The following is a 19,192-nucleotide window of genomic DNA, read 5'->3' as shown; positions in this document are numbered from 1 at the left end:
GACTCGTCGCGTCGTCACGCGGCCGCGAAGCGGAGCGTGCCGTCGCCGATCGAGGCCGCCACGAGGCGCAGCCGCACCGAGTCGCCCGGCGCGGCGGTGATGCCGGGCACCTTGGCCTCGACGGGCGGAGACAGCAGTTGCACGCGGATGCCGTCGCCGCGCACGGCCAGCACGACCCCCTCGAACACCTCGCCCTCGCGCCCCGAGAGGACGGCGGCTTCGACCCGGTCGAGGGCACCGGCATCCCACCGCGACGTCACCGCCGAGCTGCGTGCCATGAGCGCGGGGAGCTCGGCGAGCGAGGCGCGTGCCCACTCCGGCACCTCGCGATCGTTCGCGAGCGCCTCGCAGACGACGAGCGACCACCGATCGACGAGGCGGCGCAGCGGCGCGGTCGTGTGCGCATACGGCGCGGCGATCGCGGCCTGATCGGTCTGGGCGGGCGGCTCGCCGTCGAAGCTCGCGTAGCCGGCTCCTCGGAAGAGACCGCCGGCGTACTCCCGGACGGCACGGGCGGCGGGGGAGCGGTCGAGCGACTGCAGGTACTCGCCGTACGGCACGTCCGTTCGCCACGGAAGTCCCAATGCGACCGTCTGCGCGCGGAAGCGCGCGATGTCGTCGGGGGCGGCGGGCGGCATCGTGCGGAGGATGCCGATCCGCCCGCGCAGCATGATGTCGGCGGCGGCCATGCCGGTCAGCAGCGACACCTGCGCGTTGGCGTCTTCGAGCGGCACCTCCGCCTCGAGCTCGAGCCGATATCCGTCGCCGTCGACGACGATGCGCGCCTCGGGGATGTTGAGGCTCGCGCCGCCGCGTTCCCGTTCGCGCGCCGCACGCTCGCTGCCGAACCAGACCAGCGAGCGCAGGCTTTCGGGCGCCGTGGCGTCGTCGATCGCGGCCTGGGCCTCGACGTACGACCATTGGCGCACCGAGCGCACGACGGCCCGGGTCAGGGTCGTCTCGACGGGACGGGCACCGTCGTCGAGCACGAATCGCCAGACGTAGGCGCGACGGTCGACGCCGGGCAGGAGCGATGCCGCGTGCTCGCTGATCACCTCGGGGTGAAGGGGGATCCGCCCGTCGGGCGCATAGATCGTCTGGCCCCGCCTGCGCGTCTCGACATCCAGCGCACCGCCCGGCGTGACGAAGGCGGGGACGTCCGCGATCGCGTAGTGCAGGATGCCACCGCTCGCCGTGCGCTCCAGGTGCAGCGCCTGGTCGAGATCCGTCGATCCTTCCGGATCGATCGTCAGGAACGGGATCGACCGGAGGTCGGCGAGGACAGCGGCTGTCGGATCCGTCGGTACGGTGTCGGCGGCCCGCTCGGCTTCGGCGAGGGCCGCGGAGGGGTACGCGGCCGGCAGATCGAGCGAGCGCCGCAGGGCCGCGAGCGAGGCGGCGAGCTCGCCGCGGGTCGTCGTGGACATGATCCGGGCGCGTCGCGTGGTCACGCCGTCAGTGTAGGCGCGCGGCCGTGACCCGACCCTGAGGCGTCGATGCATGCCGGATGCCGGGGTCCCCGCCGATGCGAGGCCCCCGGCATCCGGTGCGATGCGCTCAGCCGAACTGGTTCATCGTGTTGTGCGCGCCGCCGGCCTTCAGGGCCGCGTCGCCGGCGAAGTATTCCTTGTGGTTGTCGCCGATGTCGCTGCCGGCCATGTTCTGGTGCTTGACCGTGGCGATGCCCTCGCGGATCTCGCGACGCTGCACACCGGAGACGTAGGCGAGCATGCCCTCGTCGCCGAAGTAGCCCTTCGCCAGGTCATCGGTCGACAGCGCTGCCGTGTGGTAGGTCGGCAGGGTGATGAGGTGGTGGAAGATGCCCGCGCGCGCCGAGGCATCCTTCTGGAACGAGCGGATCCTCTCGTCGGCGAGGCGTCCGAGCTCGGTGTCGTCGTACTCGGGGCTCATCAACTCGTCGCGCACGTAGGCCGACACGTCGGCGCCCTGCTCCACGAGCGCGTCGTAGACCTGCTGGCGGAAGTTCAGCGTCCAGTTGAACGACGGGCTGTTGTTGTAGACGAGCTTGGCGTCGGGGATCACGGCGCGGATCTCGTCCACCATCCCGGCGATCTGGGCGACGTGCGGCTTCTCCGTCTCGATCCACAGGAGGTCGGCGCCGTGCTGCAGCGCGGTGATGCAGTCCAGCACGCACCGCGCTTCGCCGGTGCCCGCCCGGAAGCGGTACAGGTTGCTGGGCAGGCGCTTCGGCCGCAGGAGCCGGCCGCCCCGCTTGATCACCACGTCGCCGTTGGCGAGGTCGTCTGCGGAGATCTCCTCGACGTCGAGGTAGGAGTTGTACTGATCGCCGAGGTCGCCCGGGCGCTGGGTGACGGCGAGCTTCTGCGTCAGTCCCGCGCCCAGCGAGTCGGTGCGGGCGACGATGATGCCGTTGTCGATCCCGAGCTCGAGGAAGGCGTAGCGGACGGCATTGATCTTCGCGATGAAGTCCTCGTGCGGCACGGTGACCTTGCCGTCCTGATGACCGCACTGCTTCTCGTCCGACACCTGGTTCTCGATCTGGATGGCGCAGGCGCCCGCCTCGATCATCTTCTTGGCCAGCAGGTACGTCGCCTCGGGGTTGCCGAACCCGGCGTCGATGTCGGCGATGATCGGCACGACGTGGGTCTCGAAGGCATCGATCTGCGACTGGATGAACTCGACCGCCGTCTCATCGCCGGCGGCCCGGGCGCGATCGAGCTGCGTGAACAGCAGGTCGAGCTCTCGCGTGTCGGCCTGGCGCAGGAAGGTGTAGAGCTCTTCGATCAGCGCGGGGACGGCTGTCTTCTCGTGCATGGACTGGTCGGGGAGCGGGCCGAACTCGGAGCGGAGGGCGGCGACCATCCACCCGGAGAGGTAGAGGTAGCGCCCCTTCGTCGACTTCAGGTGCTTCTTGATCGAGATGAGCTTCTGCTGCCCGATGAAGCCGTGCCAGACGCCGAGCGACTGCGTGTACGCCGACGAGTCGGCGTCGTACTCCGCCATGTCGCGGCGCATGATGTCGGCGGTGTACTGCGCGATCTCCAGGCCCGTGCGGAAGCGGTTCTGCAGTCGCATCCGCGCGACGTACTCGGGGTCGATGGCGTCCCAGCTGGACCCGTGCTCGTCGGTGAGGGCGCGGGTGGCGCGGAGGGTGTCGTGGTACGCGGTCATGATGGTTCCTTTTCGCTGGTGTTCCCGCCGCCGTGGCGGGGAGCTCGTCGAGGTGGTTCCACTCTCAGCCAAGAAACCCTGCTCTTCGGAAGAAAACCGGTGTGAAGATCGTGCGTTCTTCCGGTTCTGCAAATGAGCGCGCCCGCGCGGGGCGTCCCGCGGCGGGTCCGTAGACTGGGGGATCGTGGTCACCCGTCTCTCCTCCTTCTTCGTCCGCACGCTCCGCGAAGACCCGGCCGGTGCCGAGGTCGCGAGTCACAAGCTGCTGATCCGCGCCGGCTACATCCGGCCGCAGGCGGCCGGCATCTTCGCGTGGCTGCCGCTGGGCCTGCGCGTGAAGGCGCGGATCGAGACGGTCGTGCGTGAGGAGATGGCCGCCGCCGGTGCGCAGGAGGTGCACTTTCCCGCGCTGATGCCCCGCGAGGCCTACGAGGCGACCGGTCGCTGGGAGGAGTACGGCGACCTGCTCTTCCGCCTGAACGACCGCAAGGGGGGCGACTACCTGCTCGCCCCGACGCACGAAGAGGCCTTCACCCTTCTCGTGAAGGACCTGTACTCGTCGTACAAGGACCTGCCGGTCACGCTGTACCAGATCCAGGACAAGTACCGCGACGAGGCGCGCCCCCGCGCGGGCCTCCTGCGCGGCCGTGAGTTCACGATGAAGGACGCCTACTCCTTCGACTACACCGATGCCGGTCTCGACGCCAGCTACCAGGCGCAGCGCGACGCGTACGAGCGCATCTTCCAGCGTCTCGGCCTCGAGTACGCGATCGTGCAGGCGGATGCCGGTGCGATGGGCGGCTCGAAGTCGGAGGAGTTCCTGCACCCCACCCCCGTCGGCGAAGACACCTTCGTCCGCTCCGACGGCGGCTACGCGGCCAACGTCGAGGCCTTCCAGACGATCGCCCCCGCACCGATCCCGTTCGAGGGCCTGCCTACCCCGGTGATCTTCGACTCGCCGAACACGCCGACGATCGACACGCTGGTCGCGCACACGAACGCGGTGCTCGACACGACGGAGCGCGCCTACACCGCCGCCGACACGCTGAAGAACGTGGTGCTCGCCCTCACGCATCTCGACGGCACGCGCGAGCTCGTCGTCGTGGGCATCCCCGGCGACCGCGACGTCGACGACAAGCGCGCCGAGGTCGCGTTCGCGCCGGCCGAGGTCGCACCCGCCACCCCCGAGGACTTCGAGAAGCACCCGCTGCTCGTGAAGGGCTACATCGGCCCGTGGTCGGAAGAGGGCGCGATCCTCGGCGAAGAGTCGGCGACCGGCATCCGCTACCTGCTCGACCCGCGCGTCGTGGAGGGCACCGCCTGGATCACCGGCGCCAACATCGACCAGAAGCACGTGCACTCGCTCGTCGCCGGGCGCGACTTCGACGCCGACGGCTTCGTCGAGATCGCCACCGTACGGGGCGGCGACCCGGCGCCCGACGGCTCGGGCCCCGTGCACCTGGCGCGCGGCATGGAGATCGGCCACGTCTTCCAGCTCGGCCGCAAGTACGCCGAGGCGCTGGGGCTCAAAGTCCTCGATGAGAACGGCAAGCTCGTCACGGTCACGATGGGCTCCTACGGCATCGGTGTCACGCGCATCCTCGCGATCATCGCCGAGCTCAACAACGACGAGAAGGGCCTCATCTGGCCCGAGTCGGTCGCGCCCTTCGACGTGCAGGTCGTGGCCACCGGTCGCGACGAGGCGGCGTTCGCGCTCGCCGCGGACGTCTCGGCGCAGCTGGATGCCTCGGGTCTCGACGTGCTCTACGACGACCGTCCCAAGGTGTCGCCCGGCGTGAAGTTCGGCGACGCCGAGCTGATCGGCGTGCCGTGGATCGTCATCGTCGGGCGCGGCGCGGCCGACGGCGAGGTCGAGCTCTGGGAGCGTCGGACGGGGGAGCGGACGACGCTCTCCGCGGGCGACGCCGTCGCTCGGCTCGCGCGGCGCTGACCGCGACGCCCACACGCATCGCCGACGGGAATCGCCGGTGCGCGGCCGCTCGGCCGCGCCGCTACGATGATCCCGAACCGGCTTCGTCTCGCGGTTCGCGCCCCCCGCCGCCCCGAGATACGAGGCCGAGATGACCCTGCGTTCCCCCCAGACCCGCTCCGTCACGCGCAGGTTCGTCACGCGCGTCGGCCTCGTCCTCGCGCTCACCCTCGCGCTGTGCGCCCCGACTGCCGTGCAGGCCGCCCCCACCGGGTGGCTGCACACGGACGGCGGCCGGATCGTGGCATCCGACGGCACCACGTTCACCGTCAAGGCGGCGAACTGGTTCGGACTGGAGACCCCCAACTGCGCCCCGCACGGGCTCTGGTCGATCACGCTCGACGAGGGGCTCGCGCAGATCGCGGCGATGGGCTTCAACACGGTGCGTCTGCCGTTCTCGACGCAGTGCCTCGCGGGCACCTCGACGTCGTCGATCGACGCGTGGCGCAACCCCGGCCTGGTCTCGCAGACTCCGCAGCAGCTCATGGACACCGTCGTCGCCCGGGCGGCGGCACACGGGCTGCGCGTGATCCTCGACCGGCATCGGATCGACTCCTCCGGGCAGTCGGAGCTGTGGTACACCTCGACCTACGGCGAGCAGCGGTGGATCGACGACTGGACCGCGCTCGCGAAGCGCTATCGCGATGACCCCACCGTCATCGGCGTCGATCTGCACAACGAGCCGCACGGTCCGGCGTGCTGGGGCTGCGGCGACCCGGCGCGCGACTGGCGTGCCGCGGCGACCCGCGCGGGCAACGCGGTGCTCGCCGTCAACCCGCACCTGCTGATCGTCGTCGAGGGTGTCGAGCGCCAGGGCGACGGCAGCACGACATGGTGGGGCGGGGGGCTGAAGGATGCCCGTACCGCCCCTGTCGATCTCGCCGTTCCCCATCAGCTCGTCTACTCGCCGCACGACTACCCGGCGTCCGTGTACGGGCAGTCGTGGTTCTCGGCGCCGAACTATCCGAACAACCTCGCCGCGGTGTGGGACGCCAACTGGGGGTATCTCGCCAAGAACGGCATCGCACCCGTCTTCGTCGGCGAGTTCGGAACGAAGCTCGAGACCTCGAGCGACGCGCAGTGGCTGCAGGCGATGGTGTCGTACCTGTCGACGACCGGCATGAGCTACGGCTACTGGTCGTTCAACCCGAACAGCGGCGACACCGGTGGCCTCGTGAAGGACGACTGGAAGACGCCGCAGACCGCCAAACTGACCGCGCTCGCACCGCTCCTGGGTGCCGGAGCCGTGACCCCGACGCCGAAGCCGACCGCGACCCCCACCACGACGCCGAAGCCGACGGCATCGCCGACTCCGAAGCCGACCGCGTCGCCGACTGCCACGCCGACTCCGAAGCCGACCGCCACCCCCACCCCGACCCCGACGCCGACCCCCGGTCCCGTCACCGGCGGATCGGTCACGGCGACGTGGAACCTGCAGAGTGCATGGCAGGACGGGTACGTCGCGGACTTCGTCGTCACGGCGTCTCGGGCCGTATCGGGGTGGACCGTGTCGTGGCCGTCTCCGGCAGCGCGGCGGATCGTGAACTCCTGGGGTATGTCGTGCGACATCGCCTCGGGCACGATCACGTGCACCGGCAGGGACTGGGCGGGCCCGCTCTCGGTGGGTCAGACGGTCCGCGTGGGGCTGCAGGTGGACGCATCCGCTGCGCCGTCGAGCCCGACTCTCACCGTCGCGGCGCGCTGAGTCCGCGTTCCGGCGTTCGTTCGGGGCGCGGGCATCGCCGGAGTCGTTCGCCGATCGTTCACCGGAACGTGGGTCCGAGTGACAGGCTGGGTGCATGGCATCCGGGCCCACTGTTTCCTCCGACGCGACCGCCGACATCCGCCGCCTGATCGCCGATGCGGGCATCACGCAGGACGCCGACCTGATCGCCCGCATCCTCGCGACCGGTGTCGGCCTCGGTCTCGACGACAGCGACCGTCTCGACCTGAAGATCACCTCGGCCGCGCTCACCGAGATGCGTGCCGCCTTCGCGCTGTTCGCCCCGTATCGAGGCATGCCCAAGGTGACGGTCTTCGGCTCGGCGCGCACCGCGCCCGAGTCCGAGCTGTACCGACTCACGGTGGAGCTCACGTCGGCCCTCGCGGGGCACGGGTGGATGACGGTCACGGGAGCGGGCCCTGGGATCATGCAGGCCGCCGCGGAAGGCGCCGGCCCCGAGCACTCACTCGGGGTCTCGATCCGCTTGCCGTTCGAAGAGAAGCCCAACGCCGTCATCGCCTCGCACGCGCGGAACGTCGTCATGAAGTACTTCTTCACCCGCAAGCTGATGCTGGTCAAGGAATCGAGCGGCTTCGTGTGCATGCCGGGTGGATTCGGGACGCTCGATGAGATGTTCGAGCTGCTCACCCTGCAGCAGACCGGCAAGGCCGCCCCCACCCCCATCGTGCTGCTCGATCGCCCCGGCGGCGGATTCTGGGACGGCCTGCGCCGCTTCGCCGACGAACAGCTGATCCCCGAGGGGGTCATCTCGCCGGACGATCTGGCACGAGTGCTGATCACCGATTCGGTGGATGCCGCGGTGGCGGAGATCACCGGGTTCTATCGCAACTTCGTCTCGCTGCGGTGGGTACGTCAGCGCCTCGTGCTGCGTCTGCGCGCCGAGCCGACCGACGCCGAGGTCGCGGATCTGAACGCACGGTTCGGATCGTGGCTGACCGCCGGCGACATCCAGCGCCGAGGGCCGCTCAAGGCCGAGATCGAGGACGGTGACACCGTGGAGGCGCCCCGCCTCGTGATGCGGTACGACTCCCACCGGGTCGGCGACCTGTTCCAGCTGATCGGCGCCGTCAACTCGCTGCCGAGTGCGCCGGCGGTCGGGCGGCCCGCATAGCCCCGGTGCCGCTCAGTCGGCGATGCGCCCGTGATGCATGATGTCGTCGTCGGGGGTGTCCTTCGTGACGAGGGAGCGCAGCATTCCGGCGGCCATCGCGATCTTGCCCTTCGCGGGCTCCCAGAATTCCGTCACGACCGGCGTCACCTTCAGAAGCGCGATGCCCGGGGTGTCGAGGCCCTCCTCGAACCAGATGTCGAGGGAGGGGGAGTAGAGCTCCTCCATCTTCGCGCGGTCGTGGACGATGCCGGCGCGTCCGGCCACCGAGACGTAGCGCATGCCCTTCGCATCGCAGTACGACAGGCCCACCTCGTGGTGCGCCCGCGCCTCGTCGACCTTGTCGGTGTCTTCCGAGGTGAAGAACCAGATGTCTCCGTTGTCGTCCATCTGCCGGGTCGACATCGGGCGCGACACGAGGTTCCCGTCCTCGTCGACGGTCGTGAGCATCGTGAAGTCGATGTTCTCGACGAGCTCTTTCACGCGGGCACGGGCGTCGGTTCCACTGATCTCTGTCATGCCCCCGAGGATGCGCGTTCCGCCGCGTCTCGAACAGGGGCTTGACAGGCCCATCGGAGCGGTCGGCTGCGGTCCGGACGGCGTGGCATCTGCGACGCTCAGGGCGTCGGATCGGCCCCGGCCGAGATCCACGCAGGCCCGAGCGGCACGACGCGGCGGCCCATCGTGCGCAGGTAGAACTTCTCGATCAGCAGATAGGTCGCCAGAGCCGAGGCCGCGAGCAGGAACCACACCCCGACCGTGCCGAGCGGATCCGACTCCGAGATCGTGCCGAAGCCCTCGAGGGCGAGGCCGACGCTGACGCAGATGAGCGTGAGCGGGAGGACCGTGTTGTGCATGGCTCCGGCGAAGACGAACCCGAACGCGATGATCGCGAACATGACCGAGAACAGCGGCCGGACGGGCCCGCTCACCTCGAAGAAGCCCAGTTCGCCGCCGAGAAGGAAGCCGGGCATGCAGATCCAGTACCAACCGAAGGCGTTGTAGACGATGAAGTGGAAATCGTCACCCGCGAAGTAGGACAGCATTCCCGCCGTCACCTGCACGATGCCGCCGAAGACCGCGCCGACCCAGAAGACGGCGCTCTCGCTCTGCACGCCCAGGTGTGCCAGCTGCGCCGTCAACGTGGCGATGACGAAGCCCAGAAGCCCGATGAGACCGGGATCGGCCGTGGTGCGCGCGGATCGACGGTCGCTGCTCATGCGCCCACCCTAGCGACGGGGTGCCGCAGATCCGAGAGGGGATGCACCGACCGGACCCCGCCGATCCGGTAAAGTCGTGAGGATGGAGCGGGGGCGATCCCGTACCGAGAGCTGAATAGGGAGGAACCCCGTGGACATCGATCTGGGACTGCTGAGGACCGTCGAGCGCGAGAAGGAGATCCCCTTCGACGAACTCGTGCGCATCATCGAGCAGGCCATCCTCACCGCCTACGCCAAGCACACGTCGCCGGATGGCGAACTCCCCGAGGGAGCGCGCGCGGTCCTCGACCGCAAGACCGGTCACGTCGCCGTCTTCATCCCGCTCCGAGACGAGGACGGCCTCGTCGTGGGCGAGGAGGAGTCGACGCCCGAGGACTTCGGCCGCATCGCGGCCTTCGCCGCCAAGCAGGTCATCAGCCAGCGACTGCGCGACATCGCCGACGACGCCATCCTCGGCGAGTTCCGCGGCAAGGAGGGCGACATCGTCGCCGGAGTGATCCAGCAGGGTCCGAACCCGCGGATGGTGCACGTGGACCTCGGCACCGTCGAGGCGATCCTTCCTCCCGAGGAGCAGGTCGCGGGGGAGGAGTACCCGCACGGCGCACGTCTGCGCGTGTACGTGACGTCGGTGTCGAAGGGCCTCAAGGGCCCCCAGATCACCGTGTCGCGGACGCACCCGGGCCTCGTCCGCAAGCTCTTCGCCCTCGAGGTCCCCGAGATCGCGTCGGGTCTCGTGGAGATCACCTCTCTCGCGCGCGAAGCCGGTCATCGCACCAAGATCGCCGTCACCGCGACCGATCCCGCGATCAACGCGAAGGGCGCCTGCATCGGCGAGCTCGGCCGCCGCGTCCGCGCGGTCACCGAGGAACTCGGCGGCGAGAAGATCGACATCGTCGACTACGACCCCGAGCTGGCCAAGTTCGTCGCCAATGCGCTCTCCCCGGCGAAGGTGACCTCGAGCTTCGTGCTGGATGCGAACACCAAGGCCGTGCGCGCGCTCGTCCCGGACTACCAGCTGTCGCTCGCGATCGGCAAGGAAGGGCAGAACGCTCGTCTGGCGGCCAAGCTCACGGGCGCGAAGATCGACATCCAGCCCGACTCGATTCTCGAGGACGCCTGACGGGGGTAGGATGGAACCCGTTCGAACGTGCGTGGGATGCCGCGCGCGTGCCCCCCGGTCCGCCCTCCTGCGAGTGGTGGAGCGAGACGGAGTCCTCGTCGCGGACGAGGAAGCCGCCCTCCCGGGGCGGGGCGCGTGGGTGCATGACACGCACGCGTGTGTGGATACCGCCATCCGGCGCCGCGCCTTCGGACGCGCACTGCGAGTGTCCGGGCAACTGGACACGCAGACCTTTCAAGAAACCCACCAGCGAAAAGGCTGAACGGCTATGGACACGAAGTGAACGGCTCGAAATGAGACCCGTCCGCAAGTAGAGGTCTGCCCTGTCCGGGTAGACCTCAGACAGGAGAATTGTGGCAAACCCACGCGTGCACGAGATCGCTTCCGAGATCGGCGTCGACTCTAAAGTCGCCCTCGCGAAGCTGAAGGAACTCGGCGAATACGTCAAGAGTCCCTCATCGACCATTGCGCCCCCCGTGGCGCGAAAGCTCCGTGCGGCCCTCCAGGCCGACGGGGCGGCGGCATCGTCCGCCCCCGCGACATCCGCGAGCCCCGCGGCCGCCGCCAAGCCGGCGCCGTCCGCACGCCCGACCAGCGGCGCGCGCCCGGGCCCGGCCAAGCCGTCGGCCCCCGCGCCCGCCCCGTCCGCGTCGGCCACGCCGGCGGTCAAGCCCGGTCCGGCGAAGCCGGCGGCCACCCCCGCGGCGTCCGCGGCCCCGTCGGCGCCCGCGTCGAACGCTCCGGCGACCGGCGCCGCCGCTGCGGCTCCGTCCGCCGCGGCTCCCGCTGCTCCGGCCCCAGGGGCCCCGACGCCGGGCGCTCCGCGCCCGGGCGGCACGCCTCGCCCCGGGAACAACCCGTTCTCGTCGGCGCAGGGCATGGGCCAGCGTCCCGCCGGCCCTCGTCCCGGGAACAACCCGTTCGCGTCGGCGCAGGGCATGGGCCAGCGTCCCAACCCCGGCAACATCCCGCGTCCGCAGGCGCCCCGTCCCGGCGCGCCCCGTCCCGGTGCCCCGCGCCCGGGTGGCGCGGGTCGTCCCGGCGGCGGCGGTCGTCCCGGCGCTCCGTTCCAGCAGCGTCCCGGTGGTCCCGGCCGTCCCGGCGGTGCGGGCGGCTTCCAGCGTCCCGGCGCGCCCGGCGGCGCCCCCGGCGGCTTCGCCGGTCGTCCCGGTGGCGGCGGTGGTCGCGGACGCGGCCCCGGCGGCGGCACGGCCGGTGCGTTCGGCAAGGGCGGCGGCAAGAGCAAGCAGCGCAAGTCGCGTCGGGCGAAGCGGCAAGAATTCGAGATGCGGGATGCCCCGGTCGTCGGCGGCGTCAACGTCCAGAAGGGCAACGGCGAGATCATCCGCCTGCGTCGCGGCGCATCCATCGCGGACTTCGCCGACAAGCTCGAGGCGATCCGCGGCTACACCGTGCAGCCCGGCACGCTCGTGACGATCCTCTTCAACCTCGGCGAGATGGCGACAGCCACCGAATCGCTCGACGAGGCGACCTTCGAGGTCCTGGGTGCCGAGCTCGGCTACAAGATCCAGATGGTCTCTCCCGAAGACGAGGACAAGGAGCTGCTCGAAGGCTTCGGTCTCGACCTCGAGGCCGAGCTCGAAGCCGAGAGCGAGGACGATCTTGAGATCCGTCCGCCCGTCGTCACCGTCATGGGCCACGTCGACCACGGTAAGACGCGACTGCTCGACGCCATCCGCCAGACGAACGTCGTCGCGGGCGAGGCCGGCGGCATCACGCAGCACATCGGTGCCTACCAGGTGTGGACCGAGCACGACGGCAACGAGCGTGCCATCACCTTCATCGACACCCCGGGTCACGAGGCGTTCACCGCCATGCGTGCCCGTGGCGCGCAGGTCACCGATATCGCGATCCTCGTGGTCGCGGCGGACGACGGCATCATGCCGCAGACGGTCGAGGCCCTCAATCACGCCCAGGCGGCGAACGTGCCGATCGTGGTCGCGGTGAACAAGGTCGACAAGCCCGACGCGAACCCGGCGAAGGTGCGCCAGCAGCTCACCGAGTACGGCCTCGTCGCCGAGGAGTACGGCGGGGACGTCATGTTCGTCGACGTGTCCGCGCGTCAGAACATCGGCATCCAGGACCTGCTCGACGCCGTGCTCCTCACGGCGGACGCGGGACTCGACCTCACGGCGAACCCGAACAAGGCGGCACGCGGTGTCGCGATCGAAGCGAAGCTCGACAAGGGCCGCGGTTCGGTGGCCACGGTGCTCATCCAGTCGGGAACGCTCCGCGTCGGCGACGCGATCGTCGCGGGAACGGCTTACGGCCGCGTCCGCGCCATGATCGACGAGAACGGCGACGCGGTCGACGAGGCGTACCCCTCGCGTCCGGTGCAGGTGCAGGGTCTGAACTCGGTGCCCCGCGCCGGCGACACGTTCATCGTCACCGACGAAGACCGCATGGCGCGCCAGATCGCCGAGAAGCGCGAGGCCGCCGAGCGCAACGCCCAGCTGGCCAAGGCCCGCAAGCGCATCTCGCTCGAGGACTTCACCCGCGCTCTCGAAGAGGGCAAGGTCGAGTCGCTCAACCTCATCATCAAGGGTGACGTCTCCGGTGCCGTCGAGGCGCTCGAGGAATCGCTGCTCAAGATCGAGGTCGACGATTCGGTGCAGCTGCGCATCATCCACCGCGGTGTCGGTGCGATCACCGAGTCCGACATCAACCTGGCCACGATCGACAACGCGATCGTGATCGGCTTCAACGTCCGTCCCGACACGAAGGCGCGCGAGCGCGCCGCCCGCGAGGGTGTGGACGTCCGGTTCTACTCGGTCATCTACAACGCGATCGACGACGTCGAGCAGTCGCTCAAGGGCCTGCTCAAGCCGGAGTACGAAGAGGTCCAGTCGGGTGTCGCCGAAATCCGCGAGGTGTTCCGCTCCTCGAAGTTCGGCAACATCGCCGGTGTCATCGTGCGGTCGGGAACGATCACGCGCAACGCCAAGGCACGCGTCATCCGCGACGGTGTCGTCCTCGCCGACGGCCTGCAGATCGAGTCGCTGCGCCGCTTCAAGGACGACGTCACCGAGGTGCGCACCGACTTCGAAGCCGGTATCGGCCTCGGCAAGTACAACGACATCCAGATCGGCGACGAGATCGAGACGACCGAGATGGTGGAGAAGCCGCGCGGCTGATCCCCTGGTGTTGCGGCTCCGGCTGCGCCGGTCGCGCCGCGGAGGCAAGAATGGGGCCCCTTCCCCAATTGCCTCCGCGGCGCGACCGGCTCCGCCGCTCTCGGCCCACGAACCACCCGCTCGAATGAAGTGAGGGAAAGAGAAGATGTCGAACGAACGGCAGGCACGGTTGGCGGATCGCATCCGCGTGCTCATCGCGGAGCGTCTCGAGAAGGGGCTGCGCGACCCGCGGCTCGGATTCGTCACGATCACGGACGTCCGTGTGACGGGCGACCTGCAGCACGCGTCGGTGTTCTACACGGTCTACGGGGACGACACGGCGCGTGAGGACTCCGCAGCCGCGCTGAAGGCGGCTACCGGGATGCTCCGCAGCGAGGTCGGTAAGCAGCTCGGCATCCGGCTCACGCCGTCACTCGAGTTCATTCCCGACGCGCTGCCCGACAGTGCCGGGCACATCGCCGATCTCCTGCGCGAGGCGCAGGAGCGGGATGCCGCCGTCGCCGGGCTTGCCGCCGGTGCGGCGTTCGCGGGCGACGCCGATCCCTACGTCAAGCCGCGCGACGAGTCCGCGGACGACTGACGTCAGCCGCGGAGCGAACGCGCCCAGGCGCGGGCGCGCTCGAGCTCTCCCTCTCGGAGGGGACCGGTCTTGCCGCCGACGAGGAACGCGGTCACGGCTTCGGTGGGCACACCGCGGCGGCTCAGCAGCCGCTTCGCGGCCTTCGCCGCCGATCCCGACAGCGGGCTCGTGTGCGTCGTGAACAGGGCCACCCTCGGGGCAGGTCCGACGGCGACGGTGGTCAGCCACTCCGCCAGGCCGCCGACACCCTCCGCGCCTCCGTCCTCGTGCGCGCTCGCGCGCGAGGCGGCGGTGGAGAGGGTGAGGCCGTGCGTGGGGCCGCCAGCCACCAGCAGATCGATCTCTTCGGGCAGCAGATCCGGAGCGGACGCCACGGGCACGGCCTCCGTGTCGAGTTCGTCGGCGATGGCCGTAGCGATGCGTCGTCCGTTGCCGAAGTGCGATTCGTAGACGACGAGTGCGCTCATGGGCGGCACGGTACGCCTCGCCGTGACAGGCCGCGGGGCTACGAGCCGGAAGAACCCATCGCGCAGACGGCTCAGCGCGGCAGGTGCAGCAGCCCGTCGGATGCCTCGATCAGTCCATCGGCGATGAGCGAATCGATCGCGCGATCGCGTTGACGAGGATCGGGCCAGTCCGGGATCGCGGTCATCGCCGCCACAGGTTCCGGCGCGGCATCCCGCAGCACCTTCATCACCGCACCGCGGGCCTGACGATCGCTGCCCTCGTAGCGGGCCTGACGCCGTCGCGTGTCGCCGGTGTCGGGGTATCCGGCCGCGCGCCATGCGCAGCGATCCGCGATCGGGCAGGACTCGCAGCGCGGGGCGCGCGCTGTGCAGACGAGGGCCCCGAGCTCCATCGCGGCCGCGTTCACGACGGCCGCATCGTCGTCGCCGTCGGGCAGGAGAGTCGACATGGCGACGAGATCCCGGGGGCTCGGCGGATTCGGCTGCGCGCATCCGCCGACGGCGCGGGCGATGACACGGCGCGTGTTCGTGTCGACGACGGGATGCCGGTCACCGTAGGCGAACACCGCCACCGCCCGCGCGGTGTAGTCGCCGATGCCGGTCAGCGCGAGAAGCGCGTCGACGTCGCGGGGCACGACGCCGCCGTGGCGCTCGGCGATCTCGACCGCCGCGCGGTGCAGCCAGAGCGCGCGGCGCGGGTACCCGAGGTTCGCCCACTGGCGCACCGCTTCCGCCGGAGGCTCGGTCGCCAGCGCCGCGGGCGTCGGCCACCGGGTCAGCCATTCCTCCAAGCGGGGGACCACGCGGGTCACCGGAGTCTGCTGCAGCATGAACTCGCTCACCAGCACGCCCCACGCCCCGAAGTCCGGTGCGCGCCACGGCAGGTCGCGGGCGTTGTGCCGGAACCACGCGATCAGCGGAGTCGCGAGGTCGGGCATCCGCACAGCCTACGTCCTTCCCCCGCCACCGTAGGCTGGGGCGGTGACTCACTCCGCGCCTGTGTCGGTGCCCCCGCCCCAGGGCATCCTGCTCGTCGACAAGCCCGGCGGCCTCACCAGCCACGACATCGTCGCTCGTGTCCGCCGCGCCCTCCAGACCCGCAAGGTGGGGCATGCCGGAACGCTCGACCCCTTGGCGACGGGGCTGCTGGTCATCGGTGTCGGCCCCGCGACGCGTCTGCTGACCTACATCGTGGGACTCGACAAGACCTACGAGGCGACGATCAGGCTCGGCGTATCGACTGATTCGGATGACTCCGACGGCGCGGAGACCGCACGAGCGGATGCCGACGCCGTGGCGGCGGTGACCGACGCGCGGATCGCGGCGGGCATCGCGGCGCTGACCGGAGAGCTCTCGCAGGTGCCGAGCACCGTGTCGGCGATCAAGGTCGGCGGCCGCCGCGCGTACGATCTGGCCCGCGCGGGCGAGCAGGTGGAGCTGAAGCCGCGCGCCGTGACGGTGAGCCGTTTCGACGTGCGCGCCACACGGCGGGACGGCGGCGTCGTCGACCTCGATGTCGTCGTGGACTGCTCGAGCGGGACGTACATCCGTGCCCTCGCCCGCGACCTCGGCGCAGATCTGGGCGTCGGCGGCCACCTGACCGCGCTGCGCCGCACCCGCATCGGCCCTTTCTCCGTGTCGGATGCGGTCGTCGAGGTCACCGCCGACACGGCGCTTCTCGGCTCTGCCGACGTCGCCGCGTCGGTGCTGGGCGCTCTCGCCGTCACCGCCGACGAAGCCCGCGACCTGCGGCACGGCAAGCGCCTCGTCGGTGCGGCCACCCGGCTCGAGGGGATGCCGACGCCCACACCGGCCGCCGTCGACCCCGCGGGGCGGCTCGTCGGCATCGTCGAGCGGCGCGGTGCCGACGTGAAGAGCACCATGAACATGGCCGAGGACGCGTCGTGATCCTGTGGTTCACGCTCGTCCAGGTCGCCGTCGCCGTGATCGCCGGCCTCGTGGCCCTCGGCGCCGGGCTCGCGGGCCGTCGCCCGGGTGATGTCACGGTGGGCGGGATGGCGCTCATCACGCTTCTACTCGTCGTGCAGGTCGTCGTCGCGGTCGTCGCGCCGTTGACCGGAAACCCGGCCCTGGGCAGTCTCATCGAGTTCTGGGTGTATCTGGTCTCGGCCGTCCTGATCCCGCCGCTGGCGGTGCTCTGGGCGCTGGTCGAGCGCAGCCGCTGGAGCACCGTCATCATGGGTGTCGCCGCGCTGGCTGTGGCCGTCATGGTGTGGCGGATGAACGTCATCTGGACGACCCCTCCGCTGTGATCGGCACGATCCTCGCCGCGGCCGACCGGGGCCGGGCCGAGGTGCGTGCCGCCGCCTATCATGGACAGGTCATGTCTTCGATCGTCGATCCCGCGCCCACCCGGATGACCGGTGTCGGCCGCGTCCTGGTCGTCGTCTACGCGATCATGGCGCTCGCGGCGACGGGAAGGTCCGCCGTGCAGATCCTCGAGGACTACGGCAACGCCCCGCTCGCGTACACGCTGTCGGCCGTCGCCGCCGTCGTGTACGTGCTGGCGACCGTCGCGCTCGTCAAGTCCGACTCGCCGGCGTGGTACGTCGTCGCGTGGATCGCGATCGCGTTCGAGCTGGTCGGCGTGCTCGTCGTGGGTGCGCTGAGTCTCACGCACCCGGAGCTCTTCCTGCACGACGCGACGGTGTGGTCCGGATTCGGGTTCGGGTACTTCTGGGTGCCGCTGGTGCTGCCGTTCGTGGGGCTGTGGTGGCTGCGATCGGCCGGCCGCTCCACGGAGCGAGTATCGGATGCGGCGACGGCAGGAAGGTCGAGCTGGTGATCGTCTTCCGCTCTCCGGCCGAGGTGCCGCACGGCTTCGGGCCGAGCGTCGTCGCGATCGGCAAGTTCGACGGGGTGCACTCGGGGCACCGCGCCGTCATCGACCGGGCGCGCGTTGCGGCGGCCGAGGCCGGCGCGCGGGTCGTGGCGGTCACGTTCGACCGCAATCCGTTGAGCGTTCTGCGCCCGGACCTGTGTCCGGAACCGCTATCCGGCGTGGATCAGAAGCTCGACCTGCTTGCCGTGGCGGGGGTCGATGCCGCCCTCGTGCTGCATTTCGACGAGAGCCTCGCCGACCTCGAGCCGCGCGCCTTCGTCGAACACGTGCTCGTCGATGCCCTCGGCGTCGTCATGGTGCTCGTCGGCGACGACTTCCGTTTCGGACGCGGGGGAGCGGGGGATCCGGCGGCGCTGACCGCATTGGGTGCCGAGTACGGCTTCGACGTCGATGTCGTCGGTGACGTGCAGGGCGGCGGGCGGCGCGTGTCATCCAGCTGGGTGCGCGATCTGCTGGCGGCCGGCGACGTCGAAGACGCCGCGCGGCTGCTGGGGCGGCCGCACGCCGTGCAAGGGGAGGTCGTGCACGGCCTCAAGCGTGGCCGCGAGCTCGGTTTCCCCACCGCGAACCTGTCGCCGGATGCCGAAGGGTTCATCCCCGCGGACGGCGTCTACGCCGGGTGGTTGGTCGATCTCGGGCCTCTGACGGCGACGGCGCCGATGCCTCCCGACGCGGCGATCGCCGTCACGCGCTACCCGGCCGCCATCTCGGTCGGCACCAACCCGACGTTCGATGACGTCCACGCCCGACAGGTCGAGGCGTACGTGCTGGACGAGACGCACCTCGACCTCTACGGTCACCGGGTCCAGGTGCAGTTCACCCACCGCATCCGCGGGATGGTCGCCTTCGAGGGGATCGAGCGCCTCATCGCGCAGATGACGGACGACGTCGACCGGGTCCGACAGGCTCTGCGGGCCTGAGTCGTCGTCAGTACGAGGTCGCGTCGACCTCTCCGCTGGCCTCGCCACCGGCATCCACGCGCCGCGCCTCGCTCAGGATCACGGCGCTCCCGCTCGTGCCGAGCCGCGTTGCTCCGGCGGCGAGCATCGCCAGCGCGTCGGCGTAGCTGCGCACGCCGCCCGAGGCCTTCACCTGCACGTCCGGCCCGACGCTCGCGCGCATGAGCTCGACGTGGGCTACCGTGGCGCCGCCGCCGGCGAAGCCCGTCGACGTCTTCACGAAGTCCGCACCGCCCTGCTCGCTCAGCCGGCTGCCGCGGGCGATCTGCTTGTCGTCGAGGAGCGAGGTCTCGAGGATCACCTTGACGATGTGTCCGGATGCCGCCTCGACCACGGCGGCGATGTCGGCGAGGACAGCGTCGTCGAAGCCCGAGCGCAGCGCGCCGATGTTGATCACCATGTCGACCTCGTCCGCGCCGTCGGCGAGGGACTGTGTCACCTCGGCCACCTTCGCGGCCGTCGACGTGGTGCCGTGCGGGAACCCGATCACCGTGCACACGGCCACGCCGGTGCCGGCGAGACGCTCTGCGGCGTAGGCGACATCGCTCGGGCGCACGCACGCGCTGTGCACCCGCCAGGCGGTGACGACGTCGAGCTCCGCGTCCACGTCGGCGCGCGCCAGTTGCGGCTTGAGGATGGCGTGGTCGATGGTCGCGGCGAGGTCTCGCTCGGTGAGGCGTGTCATGGCTCCAGGGTACGCTGGGGGAATACCCCAGGGGGGTATCATGTTCGGAGGGAGTGAGCCGCCGCGCACGCGACGGCCGCCTGAGGAGGTACCGATGTCCGAGCACACGTCCACCCGCCGGCGCCCCGCGCCGGTCGCCTCTGCGGAG

Annotated in this window: 18 protein-coding genes; 11 read left to right on the top strand and 7 right to left on the bottom strand. The window is 70.4% G+C overall.

Going from position 1 to position 19,192, the window contains the following annotated elements:
- Nucleotides 1-14 precede the first annotated feature (14 nt).
- Both JOE64_RS10415 and JOE64_RS10410 read right to left on the bottom strand, forming a co-directional pair.
- Nucleotides 15-1,451: an RNB domain-containing ribonuclease gene (locus JOE64_RS10415; RefSeq protein WP_271202587.1), complete on the bottom strand. Its 1,437-nt coding sequence runs from the start codon at nt 1,449-1,451 to the stop codon at nt 15-17.
- Between the two features lie 106 nt (nt 1,452-1,557).
- Nucleotides 1,558-3,153 carry an isocitrate lyase gene (locus JOE64_RS10410; protein ID WP_204964187.1) on the bottom strand — a complete coding sequence of 532 codons (1,596 nt, stop codon included), beginning with the start codon at nt 3,151-3,153 and terminating at the stop codon, nt 1,558-1,560.
- Between the two features lie 184 nt (nt 3,154-3,337).
- Here JOE64_RS10410 and JOE64_RS10405 point away from each other — a divergent pair, with 184 nt between their 5' ends.
- The 3 genes from JOE64_RS10405 to JOE64_RS10395 all read left to right on the top strand — a co-directional run bounded on the left by JOE64_RS10405 (nt 3,338) and on the right by JOE64_RS10395 (nt 7,998).
- Nucleotides 3,338-5,104 (top strand): proline--tRNA ligase, encoded by a 1,767-nt coding sequence (locus JOE64_RS10405; protein ID WP_204964186.1) that lies wholly within the window; start codon nt 3,338-3,340, stop codon nt 5,102-5,104.
- 130 nt (nt 5,105-5,234) lie between these two features.
- The gene (locus JOE64_RS10400; protein WP_204964185.1) at nt 5,235-6,848 is read left to right on the top strand and encodes a cellulase family glycosylhydrolase; all 1,614 of its coding nucleotides are present in this window, start codon (nt 5,235-5,237) and stop codon (nt 6,846-6,848) included.
- A 94-nt stretch (nt 6,849-6,942) separates the two neighbouring features.
- Nucleotides 6,943-7,998 (top strand): LOG family protein, encoded by a 1,056-nt coding sequence (locus tag JOE64_RS10395; RefSeq protein WP_204964184.1) that lies wholly within the window; start codon nt 6,943-6,945, stop codon nt 7,996-7,998.
- A gap of 12 nt (nt 7,999-8,010) precedes the next feature.
- On the opposite strand, the gene JOE64_RS10390 is transcribed toward JOE64_RS10395, so the two are convergent.
- Entirely contained in the window at nt 8,011-8,514 is a 504-nt protein-coding gene (locus tag JOE64_RS10390; protein WP_204964183.1) for a pyridoxamine 5'-phosphate oxidase family protein, read from the bottom strand.
- A gap of 98 nt (nt 8,515-8,612) precedes the next feature.
- Nucleotides 8,613-9,215, bottom strand: coding sequence for an acetate uptake transporter family protein (locus JOE64_RS10385; protein ID WP_204964182.1), 603 nt, complete (start codon nt 9,213-9,215; stop codon nt 8,613-8,615).
- Between the two features lie 130 nt (nt 9,216-9,345).
- Here JOE64_RS10385 and nusA point away from each other — a divergent pair, with 130 nt between their 5' ends.
- The 4 genes from nusA (at nt 9,346) to rbfA (ending at nt 14,070) form a co-directional block, all read left to right on the top strand.
- On the top strand, nt 9,346-10,335 hold the full coding sequence (nusA, locus tag JOE64_RS10380; RefSeq protein ID WP_204964181.1) for a transcription termination factor NusA: 990 nt from the start codon (nt 9,346-9,348) through the stop codon (nt 10,333-10,335).
- A 10-nt stretch (nt 10,336-10,345) separates the two neighbouring features.
- A complete protein-coding gene (locus tag JOE64_RS10375) occupies nt 10,346-10,597 on the top strand; it encodes a YlxR family protein (protein ID WP_204964180.1) in 252 nt (83 codons plus the stop codon).
- A 91-nt stretch (nt 10,598-10,688) separates the two neighbouring features.
- A complete protein-coding gene (infB, locus tag JOE64_RS10370; RefSeq protein ID WP_204964179.1) occupies nt 10,689-13,490 on the top strand; it encodes a translation initiation factor IF-2 in 2,802 nt (933 codons plus the stop codon).
- A gap of 145 nt (nt 13,491-13,635) precedes the next feature.
- A complete protein-coding gene (gene rbfA, locus JOE64_RS10365; protein WP_204964178.1) occupies nt 13,636-14,070 on the top strand; it encodes a 30S ribosome-binding factor RbfA in 435 nt (144 codons plus the stop codon).
- A 2-nt stretch (nt 14,071-14,072) separates the two neighbouring features.
- Here rbfA and JOE64_RS10360 read toward each other — a convergent pair whose 3' ends face one another.
- A complete protein-coding gene (locus JOE64_RS10360; protein WP_204964177.1) occupies nt 14,073-14,537 on the bottom strand; it encodes a flavodoxin family protein in 465 nt (154 codons plus the stop codon).
- A gap of 71 nt (nt 14,538-14,608) precedes the next feature.
- Nucleotides 14,609-15,475, bottom strand: coding sequence for an iron-sulfur binding domain-containing protein (locus JOE64_RS10355; RefSeq protein WP_204964176.1), 867 nt, complete (start codon nt 15,473-15,475; stop codon nt 14,609-14,611).
- Nucleotides 15,476-15,518: 43 nt separating this feature from the next.
- Between JOE64_RS10355 and truB the strand changes: the two genes are divergently transcribed.
- The 4 genes from truB (at nt 15,519) to JOE64_RS10335 (ending at nt 18,320) form a co-directional block, all read left to right on the top strand.
- On the top strand, nt 15,519-16,445 hold the full coding sequence (gene truB, locus JOE64_RS10350; protein ID WP_271202459.1) for a tRNA pseudouridine(55) synthase TruB: 927 nt from the start codon (nt 15,519-15,521) through the stop codon (nt 16,443-16,445).
- Nucleotides 16,442-16,810, top strand: coding sequence for a hypothetical protein (locus JOE64_RS10345; RefSeq protein WP_204964175.1), 369 nt, complete (start codon nt 16,442-16,444; stop codon nt 16,808-16,810). The genes truB and JOE64_RS10345 overlap by 4 nt, the downstream gene beginning before the upstream one ends.
- 71 nt (nt 16,811-16,881) lie before the next feature.
- Nucleotides 16,882-17,343 (top strand): hypothetical protein, encoded by a 462-nt coding sequence (locus JOE64_RS10340; RefSeq protein WP_372432903.1) that lies wholly within the window; start codon nt 16,882-16,884, stop codon nt 17,341-17,343.
- Nucleotides 17,340-18,320 (top strand): bifunctional riboflavin kinase/FAD synthetase, encoded by a 981-nt coding sequence (locus JOE64_RS10335; protein WP_204964174.1) that lies wholly within the window; start codon nt 17,340-17,342, stop codon nt 18,318-18,320. Before JOE64_RS10340 ends, JOE64_RS10335 begins: the two co-directional genes overlap by 4 nt.
- A gap of 7 nt (nt 18,321-18,327) precedes the next feature.
- Here JOE64_RS10335 and deoC read toward each other — a convergent pair whose 3' ends face one another.
- Nucleotides 18,328-19,044, bottom strand: coding sequence for a deoxyribose-phosphate aldolase (gene deoC / locus JOE64_RS10330; protein WP_204964173.1), 717 nt, complete (start codon nt 19,042-19,044; stop codon nt 18,328-18,330).
- Nucleotides 19,045-19,192 lie beyond the last annotated feature (148 nt).

The sequence above is a fragment of the Microbacterium dextranolyticum genome (genome assembly GCF_016907295.1).
GTDB lineage: Bacteria > Actinomycetota > Actinomycetes > Actinomycetales > Microbacteriaceae > Microbacterium > Microbacterium dextranolyticum.
The sequence above is the reverse complement of the archived record's forward strand: the minus strand, read 5'-3'. Positions and strand labels throughout refer to the sequence as shown.